At 72.7% G+C, this 12,552-nt stretch carries 13 protein-coding genes; all 13 read left to right on the top strand.

Annotated elements, in window-relative coordinates:
- Positions 1-87: 87 nt before the first annotated feature.
- The 13 genes from BLQ67_RS00405 to nusB all read left to right on the top strand — a co-directional run bounded on the left by BLQ67_RS00405 (position 88) and on the right by nusB (position 12,487).
- The gene (locus tag BLQ67_RS00405; protein WP_092501485.1) at positions 88-1,476 is read left to right on the top strand and encodes a replication-associated recombination protein A; all 1,389 of its coding nucleotides are present in this window, start codon (positions 88-90) and stop codon (positions 1,474-1,476) included.
- Between the two features lie 125 nt (positions 1,477-1,601).
- Positions 1,602-2,222: a 30S ribosomal protein S4 gene (rpsD, locus tag BLQ67_RS00400; protein ID WP_092501484.1), complete on the top strand. Its 621-nt coding sequence runs from the start codon at positions 1,602-1,604 to the stop codon at positions 2,220-2,222.
- A 106-nt stretch (positions 2,223-2,328) separates the two neighbouring features.
- Positions 2,329-2,508, top strand: coding sequence for a hypothetical protein (locus BLQ67_RS00395; protein WP_092501483.1), 180 nt, complete (start codon positions 2,329-2,331; stop codon positions 2,506-2,508).
- 78 nt (positions 2,509-2,586) lie between these two features.
- Entirely contained in the window at positions 2,587-5,241 is a 2,655-nt protein-coding gene (gene alaS / locus BLQ67_RS00390) for an alanine--tRNA ligase (RefSeq protein WP_092506688.1), read from the top strand.
- Positions 5,241-5,696, top strand: a complete 456-nt coding sequence (gene ruvX, locus BLQ67_RS00385; protein WP_092501482.1) for a Holliday junction resolvase RuvX — start codon at positions 5,241-5,243, stop codon at positions 5,694-5,696. Before alaS ends, ruvX begins: the two co-directional genes overlap by 1 nt.
- 26 nt (positions 5,697-5,722) lie before the next feature.
- Positions 5,723-7,297 carry an endolytic transglycosylase MltG gene (gene mltG / locus BLQ67_RS00380; protein WP_157674600.1) on the top strand — a complete coding sequence of 525 codons (1,575 nt, stop codon included), beginning with the start codon at positions 5,723-5,725 and terminating at the stop codon, positions 7,295-7,297.
- Positions 7,298-7,384: 87 nt separating this feature from the next.
- Positions 7,385-8,161 carry a shikimate dehydrogenase family protein gene (locus tag BLQ67_RS00375; protein ID WP_157674599.1) on the top strand — a complete coding sequence of 259 codons (777 nt, stop codon included), beginning with the start codon at positions 7,385-7,387 and terminating at the stop codon, positions 8,159-8,161.
- A gap of 58 nt (positions 8,162-8,219) precedes the next feature.
- A complete protein-coding gene (gene aroC / locus BLQ67_RS00370; RefSeq protein ID WP_092501479.1) occupies positions 8,220-9,407 on the top strand; it encodes a chorismate synthase in 1,188 nt (395 codons plus the stop codon).
- Positions 9,404-9,901 carry a shikimate kinase gene (locus BLQ67_RS00365; RefSeq protein WP_231945106.1) on the top strand — a complete coding sequence of 166 codons (498 nt, stop codon included), beginning with the start codon at positions 9,404-9,406 and terminating at the stop codon, positions 9,899-9,901. The genes aroC and BLQ67_RS00365 overlap by 4 nt, the downstream gene beginning before the upstream one ends.
- Positions 9,898-10,962: a 3-dehydroquinate synthase gene (gene aroB, locus BLQ67_RS00360; RefSeq protein ID WP_092501478.1), complete on the top strand. Its 1,065-nt coding sequence runs from the start codon at positions 9,898-9,900 to the stop codon at positions 10,960-10,962. The genes BLQ67_RS00365 and aroB overlap by 4 nt, the downstream gene beginning before the upstream one ends.
- Before the next feature lie 17 nt (positions 10,963-10,979).
- Positions 10,980-11,414 (top strand): type II 3-dehydroquinate dehydratase, encoded by a 435-nt coding sequence (aroQ, locus tag BLQ67_RS00355; RefSeq protein WP_092501477.1) that lies wholly within the window; start codon positions 10,980-10,982, stop codon positions 11,412-11,414.
- An 85-nt stretch (positions 11,415-11,499) separates the two neighbouring features.
- Entirely contained in the window at positions 11,500-12,063 is a 564-nt protein-coding gene (efp, locus tag BLQ67_RS00350) for an elongation factor P (protein WP_092501476.1), read from the top strand.
- A gap of 1 nt (position 12,064) precedes the next feature.
- On the top strand, positions 12,065-12,487 hold the full coding sequence (gene nusB / locus BLQ67_RS00345) for a transcription antitermination factor NusB (protein ID WP_092501475.1): 423 nt from the start codon (positions 12,065-12,067) through the stop codon (positions 12,485-12,487).
- The last annotated feature ends 65 nt before the right edge of the window (positions 12,488-12,552 follow it).

The following is a 12,552-nucleotide window of genomic DNA, read 5'->3' as shown; positions in this document are numbered from 1 at the left end:
ATGCTCGCACGAGCGTAACGCGTGCGCCTGTGCCTCATGGACGCGCGCTCGCGCGGGCGCGTGGGTGGTCGGCCCTACGATCGAGGCATGGCGAATGCGGGGCTCGGATCGTCGACCGCGCCGCTCGCGGTGCGCATGCGACCGCGCTCGCTCGACGAGGTCGTGGGGCAGCGGCATCTGCTGCGCGACGGCTCGCCGTTGCGCAGGCTCGCGACTCCTGGTGCGCGGAGCGGGCAGTCCGTCATCCTCTGGGGTCCTCCCGGCACGGGCAAGACGACGATCGCGCAGGCGATCGCCGCGTCGAGCGATCGTCGCTTCGTCGAGCTGAGCGCAGTGACGGCCGGCGTGAAGGACGTGCGTCAGGTCATGGAGGAGGCCCTCTCGACGCGCGACCTCTACGACTCGCAGACCGTGCTGTTCCTCGACGAGATCCACCGCTTCACGAAGGCGCAGCAGGATGCGCTGCTGCCCGGCGTCGAGAACGGCTGGGTCACGCTCATCGCGGCGACGACCGAGAACCCGTCGTTCAGCGTCATCAGCCCGCTGCTGTCGCGCTCGCTGCTGCTCACGCTCGAGCAGCTGCCCGACGACGAGCTCGGCGGTCTGCTCGATCGCGCCGTCGCCGACCCACGGGGCTTCGGCGGCCGGGTCGTGCTCGACGACGCCGCGCGGGCGTCGATCGTGCGGCTCGCGTCGGGCGACGCCCGCCGCGCGCTCACGATCCTCGAGGCGTCGGGGTCGCACGTGCTCGCGGTGCCGGCGACGGCACCGGAGGAGTCCGAGGACGACGAGGACGGGGACGAGAGCGAGGTCGACGCCGACCTCGACGTCGACGTCCTGCCCGTCGTCACCGACGCGATCGTCGCCGAGAGCGTCGACGCCGCGCTGCTGCGCTACGACCGGCAGGGCGACGAGCACTACGACGTCATCAGCGCCTTCATCAAGTCGGTGCGCGGCTCCGACCCCGACGGCGCGCTGCACTGGCTCGCCCGCATGATCGAGGCGGGGGAGGACGCGCGCTTCATCGGGCGGCGCCTCATCATCCTCGCGTCCGAGGACGTCGGCATGGCCGACCCGCAGGGCCTCGTCATCGCGACCGCCGCCGCGCAGGCCGTGCAGCTCATCGGCATGCCCGAGGGCCGCATCCCGCTCGCCGAGGCGACCGTCTACCTCGCGACCGCCCCGAAGTCGAACCGCTCGTACAAGGGCGTGGATGCGGCGATCGCCGACGTGCGCCGCGGTGCGTTCGGTCGCGTGCCGACGCACCTGCGCGACGCGCACTACCCGGGGGCCAAGCGCCTCGGCCACGGCAAGGGCTACCGCTACGCGCACGACGCGCCGCACGGCGTCGCGACGCAGCAGTACCTGCCCGACGAGCTCGTGGGCACCGTGTACTACGACCCGGGCGCGCACGGCTACGAGCGCGAGGTCGCTGCGCGGCTCGAGCGCATCCGCGCCATCCTGCGCGGCGACTGACGCCGCGAGCGGTGCGGCGCGACCTTCTGGTAGCCTGAACGACGGTCCGCTCGGACCATCCACCCATCCTTTTGCCGGGAGACCGGCTGGCTGCTCGCGCAGCCGCGATGCGAAGGAAGCAACGCATGACCACCAAGACCAGCATCACGCGCAAGTCGCGTGCGCTCGGCGTGGCCCTCACCCCGAAGGCCGCCAAGTACCTCGAGAAGCGTCCGTACGGCCCCGGCCAGCACGGCCGCACCAAGCGCAAGGCCGACAGCGACTACGCCGTCCGCCTCCGCGAGAAGCAGCGTCTGCGCGCCCAGTACGGCATCCGCGAGAAGCAGCTGCGCCTCACGTTCAACGAGGCCCGCCGCCAGGCCGGCCTGACGGGTGAGAACCTCGTCGAGCTGCTCGAGATGCGTCTCGACGCGCTCGTGCTGCGCGCGGGCTTCGCCCGTTCGATGGCGCAGGCTCGCCAGCTCGTCGTGCACCGCCACATCGTCGTCGACGGCCAGCGCGTCGACCGCCCCTCGTTCCGCGTCAAGGAGGGCCAGACCATCGGCGTGCATGAGCGCTCCGAGGGCATGGAGCCCTTCCAGGTCGCAGCGGCCGGCGGTCACGCCCAGGTGCTGCCCCCGGTCCCCGGCTACCTCGAGGTCACCCTCGACCGCCTCCAGGCCGTGCTGCTGCGCCGCCCGAAGCGCGCCGAGGTGCCCATCGTCTGCGACGTGCAGCTCGTCGTCGAGTACTACGCCGCGCGCTGATCGCACGGTGCACGAAGGCCGTCCGGGACTCCCGGGCGGCCTTCGTCCGTCTCCGCGCGCGCCGTCGATAGACTGGCCGTCCACTTCCCACGAGGAGAGACCTGCCATGAGGACCATCGCCCTGCTCGCCGTCGGTGCCATCGCCGGCGCCGTCGTCGTCACGCGCATGCAGCAGACGCCCAAGGGCAAGGAGATCCTCGACGCGGCCGACGCGAGGGTGCGCGAGTTCACCGACGCCGTCAAGGACGGCTACTCGAGCCGCGACCGCGAGCTGCGCGGCGAGTAGCCGCCCTCCTCACCAGCACGACCCGGCCGCCTGCGTGCGGCCGCAGCGCCCGCATGGGCATCGAGAGACGTGATCCAGATGCAGACCGCCGAGATCCATGACCGCTTCCTGCGCTTCTTCGAGCGCAAGGACCACACCATCGTGCCGTCGGCGTCGCTCGTCAGCGACGACCCGACGATCATGTTCACGATCGCCGGCATGGTGCCGTTCATCCCGTACCTCACCGGTCAGGAGCCCGCGCCCTACCCGCGCGCGGCCGACGTGCAGAAGTGCATCCGCACGAACGACATCGAGGAGGTCGGGCGCACGCCGCGCCACGGCACCTTCTTCCAGATGACGGGCAACTGGTCGTTCGGCGACTACTTCAAGCGCGGCGCCATCGAGTACGCGTGGGAGTTCCTCACCGGCTCGGAGGCCGACGGCAACCTCGGCTTCTCGCCCGACGACCTGTGGGTCACGGTCTTCGAGACCGACGACGAGGCCGTCGCGCTCTGGAAGGAGATCGCGGGCCTGCCCGAGGAGCGCATCCAGCGCCTCGGCCGCGACACGAACTACTGGTCGACGGGCCAGCCCGGTCCCGCCGGCCCCTGCTCCGAGATCTTCTTCGACCGCGGCCCCGCGTACGGCATCGACGGCGGCCCCGCCACCGACGACGACCGCTACGTCGAGATCTGGAACCTCGTCTTCATGCAGGACCAGATCACCGACGTGAAGTCGAAGACGGAGTTCCGCATCGTCGGCGACCTGCCCGCGAAGAACATCGACACCGGCATGGGCCTCGAGCGCATCGCGTTCCTCAAGCAGGGCGTCGAGAACATGTACGAGATCGACCAGGTGCGTCCCGTGCTCGACCTCGCGGCGCAGCTGTCGGGCCGCGAGTACGGCGCCGACCACGAGGACGACGTGCGCATGCGCGTCGTCGCCGACCACGTGCGCTCGTCGCTCATGCTGCTCTCCGACGGCGTGACGCCCGGCAACGAGGGTCGCGGCTACATCCTGCGCCGCCTCATGCGCCGCGCCATCCGCGCCATGCGCCTGCTCGGCGTGCACCAGCCGACGTTCCCGACGCTCTTCGCCGCGTCGCGCGACGCGATGCAGGCCTCGTACCCCGAGCTCGGCACCGAGTGGTCGCGCCTGTCGCGCTTCGCGTTCGCCGAGGAGGAGACCTTCCTCAAGACGCTCGAGGCCGGCTCGTCCGTGCTCGACGGCGCGCTCGAGACGACGAAGGGCGATGGCCGCGTGCAGCTCGCCGGCGACACCGCCTTCCTGCTGCACGACACGTACGGCTTCCCCATCGACCTCACGCTCGAGATCGCCGAGGAGCAGGGCCTCACGGTCGACCGCGCCGCGTTCGACCGCCTCATGGGCGAGCAGCGCTCGCGCGCGAAGGCGGATGCGAAGGCGAAGCGCGGCGCGCTCGCCGACAAGTCGGTCTACGGCGAGTTCCGCGCGGCGGGCGAGACGGCCTTCCTCGGCTACGAGGAGCTCGAGGCCGACGGCGCCGTCGTGGGCATCCTCAAGGACGGCGTCAGCGTGCAGCGCGCCGCCGCGGGCGAGACCGTCGAGCTCATGCTCACCGCCACGGCGCTCTACGCGGAGTCGGGCGGCCAGGACTCCGACCAGGGCCGCCTCGTGGGCGACGCGTTCGAGGCCGACGTCGTCGACGTGCAGCGCCCCGTGCCGGGCCTCACGAGCCACACCGTCACGATCGTCTCGGGAGAGGTCGGCATCGGCGACCGCGCGCACTCGATCGTCGACGTCGCCTACCGCCGCGGTGCGACGCAGGCGCACTCGGCGACCCACGTCATCCACGCGGCGCTGCGCCAGGTGCTCGGCCAGGACGCGCACCAGTCGGGCTCGTACAACAAGGCCGGCTACATGCGCCTCGACTTCTCGTGGTCGAACCCGCTGAGCGCCGACACGCGCTCGGAGCTCGAGGAGATCGCCTCGTCGGCGATCGCCGACGACCTCGCGGTCGAGACGCGCATCATGGGCCTCGACGAGGCGCGCGAGGCGGGCGCGATGGCGCTCTTCGGCGAGAAGTACGGCGACACCGTGCGCATGGTCGACATCGGCGGCCCGTGGTCGCGCGAGCTCTGCGCGGGCACGCACGTCGCGTCGTCGGGCCAGATCGGCCTCGTCGCCATCACGGGCGAGTCGAGCGTCGGTGCGACGAACCGCCGCATCGAGGCGATCGTCGGCCAGGACGCGTTCCGCGAGCTCGCCGCGGAGCGCGCGCTCGTGCAGTCGATCTCGCAGAGCCTCAAGACGCCGAAGGACCAGCTGCCGGCGCGCATCGACGACCTCGTCGCGTCGCTGAAGGTCGCCGAGCGCAAGGTCGCCGAGTTCGAGGCGCAGCGCCTCGCGCTGCGCGTGCCCGAGCTCGCGCAGTCCGCGTCGCGCGAGGGTCGCTCGCGGCTCGTCGCGGCCGACCTCGGCACGCTCGCATCGGCCGACGACGTGCGCTCGCTCGCGCTGCAGGTGCGCGAGCGCCTCGGCGCCGACGCCGCGACGGTCGCGCTCGGCGCGACGGTGGGCGACAAGCCCGTCGTCGTCGTGGCGACGAACCAGGCGGCGCGCGACGCAGGCGTGCAGGCCGGCCCCCTCGCGAAGGCGGCCTCGGCCGTGCTCGGCGGCGGTGGCGGCGGCAAGCCCGACATGGCGCAGGGCGGCGGCACGGATGCCGCACGCATGCCCGAGGCGCTGCGTGCGATCGCGGAGGGCCTCGCCTGATGCGGCAGGGCGTCCGCCTGGGCGTCGACGTGGGCAGGGTCCGCGTCGGCGTCGCACGGTCGGACCGCGACGGGCTGCTCGCGACGCCGGTCGAGACGATCCAGCGGGTCGACGTCGACGGCGTCGTGCGCCGCGTCGGCGAGCTCGTCGCCGAGCTCGACGTCGTCGAGCTGGTCGTGGGCCTGCCGCTGTCGCTCTCGGGCGGCGACACCCCCAGCACGCAGGACGCGCGCGACGTGGCGGCGGCCCTCGCGACCGTCGCGCCCGTGCGGCTCGTCGACGAGCGGCTGTCGACCGTGACGGCGCAGTCGGCCATGCGCCAGGCGGGGCGCTCGACGCGTCGCCAGAGGGCCGTGATCGACCAGGCAGCAGCCGTCGTGATCCTGCAGCACGCGCTCGACGCCGAGCGCGCGGGGCGCGTTCCCGGCATGATGGTGGACCACGAGGAGGACTGATGGGACGTCGGGGGAGACCGCCGGGCATGCCCGAGCCGGGCAGCGAGCAGCCGTTCGACGACGCTGCGCTGCCGCCGGACACTCCTGCCGTGCCGCCGACGCCGCCGTTGCCGACCGTGCCGCCGACGCCCTCGGCGCCTGAGCCTGCGACGAGCGAGCCCGTGGCGCCCGCGCCCTCGGCGCCGACGCCCGAGCCCGTGCGGCAGACGCCAGCGCGCCAGGACCCGCCGACGGTGCAGCAGCCGGTCGTGCCGCCGACGCCGCCCGCCCCCGAGCCCACGTTCGAGGACATCTTCGGCACGCCGACCCCCGACGCGCCCGAGCCCGACCTGCCCAGGCACGAGCCGCCGACGTCGCGCCCGGCCGAGCCCGTCGCATCCGTGCAGCCCGACGACGCGCTCGGCATCGAGGCGATCGCCGACGCCGTCGGCGCCTCCACGTCGCAGACGCCCTGGGCGACCGCGACGAGCGCCGCCGCGACCGAGGCGCCGCGCGAGCGTGCGCCGAAGGCCACGACGACGCGACCCGCGAAGTCCGCCAAGCCCAAGCGCCAGCGCAGCGGCAAGCGCGGTGGCATCGTCATCATCGTGGCGCTCGTCGCGATCCTCGCGGCCGTCTTCGGCGGCGGCTGGCTCGCGTTCGGCCCCGCGATCATGGATCGCTTCTCCGAGCCCGAGGACTTCTCGGGTGCGGGCTCCGGCGAGGTCGTCGTGCGCATCGAGTCGGGCTGGACGGGCGCGCAGGTCGCGACGATGCTCGAGGAGGAGGGCGTCATCGCCGACCAGGAGGCGTTCTATGCGCTCCTCGTGGCCGACCCGAGCATCGGCTTCCAGCCGGGCTCCTACCGCCTCGCGCTCGAGATGTCGTCGCAGGCGGCGCTCGACGCGCTGCAGGACGAGGCGAGCCGCGTCGTGCTCCAGGTGACGATCCCTGAGGGCTTCGTCATCCAGCAGGTCTACGCGCGCCTCGCCGAGCAGACCGGCATCCCCGAGGCCGACATCGTGCAGGCCGCGAGCGACCCGAGCGTCTACGGCGTCACGGGCTCGTCGCTCGAGGGCTGGCTGTTCCCTGCCACGTACACGTTCGACGGCAGCGAGTCGCCGCAGCAGATCCTCCAGACGATGGTCGATCGCATGCGGCAGGCGATGACCGAGCGCGGCGTGCCCGAGGACCAGTGGCAGACCGTGGTCACGTTCGCGTCGCTCGTCGAGCGCGAGGGCGGACCGGTCGCGAACTTCCCGCAGGTCGCGCGCGTGTTCCAGAACCGCCTCGACATCGGCATGCTCATGCAGTCCGATGCGACGGTGCACTACGGCATCGGCGACTTCGGCGTCATCACGACGACCGACGAGGAGCGCGGCGACGCCGGCAACCCGTACAACACGTACGTGCACGCTGGGCTGCCGATCGGACCGATCGGGGCTCCCGGCGACGCCGCGATCGATGCGGTGCTCGCGCCGGCCGAGGGCGACTGGCTCTACTTCGTCACGATCGACCCGTCGACGGGCGAGACCGTGTTCTCGAACACGCTCGCGGAGCACAACCAGGCCGTGCTGCTGTTCCAGGCGTGGCTGCGCGAGAACCCCGAGTACGGCAGCTGATGCGGGGCCGCGCATGACGCGGCTCGCGGTGCTCGGAAGCCGGTCGACGGGCACACGTGCAGCGTGTGCCGGATGGAAGGGTGCTCGATGCGACTGGCTGTGATCGGCGATCCCATCGAGCACTCGCGGTCGCCGCGCATCCACGCGGCCGCCTACGCCGTGCTCGGGCTCGACTGGGCGTACGGGCGCGAGCGGCTGACGGCGGATGCCGTCGCGGGCTTCGTCGACGGTCTCGGCCCCGAGTGGCGCGGCCTGTCGGTGACGGCGCCGCTCAAGGAGGCCGCGGCCGCGTGGGCGCGCGACGTCGACCCGCTCGTGACGCGCACGGGTGCGGCGAACACGTTGCGCGTCGACCTGCGCGCCGCATGGAACACCGACGTCGCCGGCATCGTCGACGCGTTCGCCGAGGTGGGCGTCGACGGCGTCGACCGCGGCGCGATCGTGGGCGGGGGAGCGACGGCGGTCTCGGCCGTGTGCGCGCTCGCCGCCATGGGCGCCATCCGCGTCGACGCCTGGCTCCGCACGCCCGCGAAGGGCGAGCGGCTCGTGACGCTCGGCGCCGAGCTCGGCGTCGCGGTGCACCTCGTCGGCCCCGACGCGCCGCCGCTCGTCGGCGACGTCGTCGTGAGCACGCTGCCGGCCGAGGCGGCTGCGGCGCCCGCGCTCGCGGGCCCGCGCGCGATCCTCGACGCCGACTACGCCTCGGGTGCGAGCCGCTACGAGGGCGTCGCGCCGCTCGTGCCGGGGCTCGCGATGCTGCTGCATCAGGCGCTGCGGCAGGTGCGCATCTTCGTGCACGGCGACCCCGAGACGCCCGTCGACCGCGAGGGCGAGGTCTGGGCGGCCATGGTCGCCGCCGCCTGACGCCCGCGCGACGCGTGCGTGCGCGTCGACGCCCGCGGGGGATGGAAGGATGGATCCCATGCTTCGATGGCTGACCGCAGGCGAGAGCCATGGCCCCGAGCTCCTCGCGATCCTCGAGGGACTCCCCGCCGACGTGCCCGTGACGGCAGAGGCCATCCAGGCCGACCTGCAGCGCCGCAAGCTCGGCGCCGGTCGCGGCGCGCGCATGAAGTTCGAGCAGGATGCGCTCTCGATCTCGGGCGGCGTGCGCCACGGCCGCTCGATGGGGTCGCCCGTCGCGCTGCGCATCGGCAACACCGAGTGGCCGAAGTGGACCGACGTCATGAGCCCCGCGCCGCTCGACGAGGCGCCCACGGGCGCCCGTGCGGCGGCGCTCACGCGACCGCGTCCCGGCCACGCCGACCTCGTCGGCATGCAGAAGTACGGCTTCGACGAGGCCCGTCCCGTGCTCGAGCGCGCCTCGGCCCGTGAGACGGCCGCACGCGTCGCGCTCGGCGCGGTCGCGAAGGCGTTCCTCGGCGAGCTCGGCGTGCGCCTCGTGAGCCACACGCTCGCGATCGGGCCCGTGCGCGTGCCCGACGGCGCACCCATCCCGTCGCCCGACGACGTGGATGCGCTCGACGCCGATCCGCTGCGCTGCCACGACCCCGAGACGAGCGCGCGCATGCTCGCCGAGGTCGACGACGCGAAGTCGGCGGGCGACACGCTCGGCGGCGTCGTCGAGGTGTGCGCCTACGGCCTCCCGCCGGGGCTCGGCTCGTACGTGCACTGGGACCGCCGCCTCGACGCGCGCCTCGCCGGCGCGCTCATGGGCATCCAGGCCATCAAGGGCGTCGAGGTCGGCGACGGCTTCGAGACGACCCGTCGTCGCGGCTCCGTCGCGCACGACGAGCTCGTGCCCGGCGCCGACGGCATCGAGCGCCTCACCGACCGCGCAGGCGGCACCGAGGGCGGCATGTCGACGGGCACCGTGCTGCGCGTGCGCGCCGGCATGAAGCCCATCGCGACCGTGCCGCGCGCGCTGCGCACGATCGACACGACGACGGGCGAGGCTGCGCAGGCGCATCACCAGCGCAGCGACGTGTGCGCCGTGCCCGCCTCGGGCGTCGTCGCCGAGGCCATGGTCGCGCTCGTGCTCGCCGACGCCATGATCGAGAAGCTCGGGGGCGACTCGGTCGCCGAGGTGCGCCGCAACCTCGAGGCCTACCTCGCCGCGATCCCCGAGACGCTGGTCACGACCGCGTGAGACCCGTCGCGCTCATCGGGCCGATGGCGGCGGGCAAGTCGAGCGTCGGCCGCAAGCTCGCGAGCCACCTCGGCGCGACGTTCGTCGACACCGACCGCGAGATCGTGCGTGCGCACGGGCCGATCGCCGACCTCTTCGAGGCTCGGGGCGAGCCGGCGTTCCGCGCCATCGAGGCCGAGACGGTCGCTGCGGCGCTCGTCGACGACGCCGTCGTGTCGCTCGGCGGGGGAGCACCGCTCGCTGCCGCGACCCAGGAGCGCCTCGCCGATGCGCACGTCGTGCTGCTCATGATCGACGACCGGCAGGCAGAGCGGCGCATCGCCGGCTCCGCCCGCCCCCTGCTCTCCGACGGCGGCATCGACGCGTGGCGTCGCATCCTCGCCGAGCGCGAGCCCACGTACCGCGCGCTCGCCGACCTCGAGGTCGACGCGTCGCGCCGCAAGATGAGCGACATCGTCGCCGAGATCGCCACCTGGCTGGAGGCCAAGCCGTGACCACCGTCATCCCCGTCCGCACCGAGCGCCCCTACGACGTCGTCGTCGGCCGGGACATCCTGCTGCCGCAGATCGCCGAGGCCGTCGCGGGCGCCGCGCAGGTGCTCGTCGTGCACCAGCCGGCGATGGCGAGGCAGGCGGATGCGCTCAAGGCCGAGCTGGGCGACCACGTGCTGCTCGCCGAGGTTCCCGACGCCGAGGCGGCGAAGCGCATCGAGGTCGCGCAGTTCCTGTGGCAGATCATGGGCCAGGCCGACTTCACCCGCACCGACATGGTCGTGGGGCTCGGCGGCGGCGCCGTCACCGACCTCGCGGGCTTCGTCGCGGCGACGTGGCTGCGCGGCGTCGGCGTCGTGCTCGCCCCCTCGAGCGTGCTCGGCATGGTCGACGCGGCCGTGGGCGGCAAGACGGGCATCAACACCGAGCAGGGCAAGAACCTCGTCGGCGCCTTCCACCACCCGGCGCGCGTCGTGTGCGACCTCGCGCTGCTCGACACGCTGCCGCGCAACGAGCTGCTCACGGGCTTCGCCGAGATCGTGAAGGCGGGCTTCATCGCCGACCCGGCCATCCTGACGCTGCTCGAGGAGCACCTCGATGTTGCGACCGACCCGACGACGCCCGAGTTCGCCGAGATCATCGCGCGCTCGATCCAGGTGAAGGCCGACGTCGTCGCCGAGGACTTCACCGAGCAGGGCCTGCGCGAGATCCTCAACTACGGCCACACGCTCGGCCACGCGATCGAGCACACCGAGCGCTACCGCTGGCGCCACGGCGCTGCCGTGGCGATCGGCCTCATGTTCGCCGCCGAGCTCGGCCGCCTCGCGGGCCGCCTGCCCGAGTCGGTCGTCGATCGTCACCGCGCGATCCTCGAGTCGCTCGAGCTGCCCACGACGTACCCGATCGGTCGCTGGCAGACGCTGCTCGCGACGATGCGGCGAGACAAGAAGGCGCGCGGCGCGATGCTGCGCTTCATCGTGCTCGACGACGTCGCCCGCCCGCGCGTGCTCGAGGGCCCCGACGACTCGATGCTCTTCACGGCGTACCAGTCGCTCGCGGACTGACGCATAGGCTCGTGACCATGCGCATCCTCGTGCTCAACGGCCCCAACCTCGGCAGGCTCGGCTCCCGCGAGCCCGACGTCTACGGCTCCGCGGGTCTCGACGAGGTCGAGCGCGTCGTCGCGTCGATCGGACCCGACGTCGAGGTCGACCTGCGTCAGACGGACTCCGAGGCCGAGCTCGTGCACTGGATCCACGAGGCCGTCGACACGGCCACGCCCGTCGTGCTCAACCCGGCGGCGTTCACCCACTACTCGTACGCGCTGCGCGATGCGTGCGCCATGGTGACGAAGGCGGGCATCCCGCTCGTCGAGGTGCACATCACGAACCCGCACACGCGCGAGACGTTCCGCCACACGTCGACGATCTCGGGCGTCGCGACCGGCGTCATCGCAGGCTTCGGCATCGACGGCTACCGCCTCGCGGCCCTCGCGATCCTCGCTCGCGCGGCCTGAGGCTCCCGGCCGTGCCGCATCCCGTCGGCTAGGATGCTCTGTCGGCCCCCAAAGGGCCGCGACGACTTCCACTTTCGAGGGACACATGGCGACGACGAACGACATCAAGAACGGCGCGGTGCTCAGCATCGACGGGCAGCTCTGGAGCGTGATCGAGTTCCAGCACGTCAAGCCCGGCAAGGGGGGCGCGTTCGTGCGCACGAAGCTCCGCAACGTGCGCAGCCTCAAGGTCGTCGACAAGACGTTCAACGCGGGCACGAAGATGGACTTCGCGACGGTCGACCGCCGCGACTACCAGTTCCTGTACAACGACGGCACCGACTTCGTGTTCATGGACAACGACACGTACGAGCAGTTCCAGGTGAGCCCCGAGATCGTCGGCGACGCTGCGAAGTTCCTGCTCGACGGCGCGACGGCGCAGATCACGATGCACGAGTCGGAGGCGCTCCAGGTCGAGCTGCCCGGCTCGGTCGTGCTCGAGATCACGTACACGGAGCCCGGCCTCCAGGGCGACCGTTCGAGCGCGGGCACGAAGCCCGCGACGGTCGAGACCGGCGCCGAGATCCAGGTGCCGCTCTTCGTCGAGCAGGGCACGCGCGTGAAGATCAACACGGCTGACGGCTCGTACCTCGGTCGCGTCACCGACTGACGTGGCGCAGCAGGTCTACCCCTCCCGTCGCAAGGCTCGCAAGCACGCGGTCGAGGTCGGCTACAGCGCCATCGTGCGCGACGGCGACGCCCTCGAGCTGCTCCGCGTCACGGCCCTCGACCAGGGCTGGGCGAAGCATCCGTGGTTCGCGTACTGCGAGGAGCTCGTGACGGGCGTCGCCCACCACGCCGACGAGCTCGACGAGCTCGTCGAGCAGTCGAGCGAGCACTGGTCGCTCGAGCGCATGGCGCGCATCGACCTCGCGATCCTGCGCGTCGGCGCATGGGAGCTCGCGCACAACCCGGCCGTGCCGCAGGAGGTCGCGATCTCCGAGGCCGTGCACCTCGCCGGCGAGCTCTCGACCGACCGCTCGGGCCCGTTCGTGAACGGCGTCCTCGCGAAGGTCGCCAGCCAGGTCGGCTGAGCAGGCACCACGCATCGACGCACGCGGCGTCGCGACGGACCCCCGTCGCGGCGCCGCGTTCGTGT

The organism is Agrococcus jejuensis, from assembly GCF_900099705.1.
Classification (GTDB): domain Bacteria; phylum Actinomycetota; class Actinomycetes; order Actinomycetales; family Microbacteriaceae; genus Agrococcus; species Agrococcus jejuensis.
Note: the sequence above shows the minus strand (reverse complement) of the source record. Positions and strands in the feature narration are given on the sequence as shown.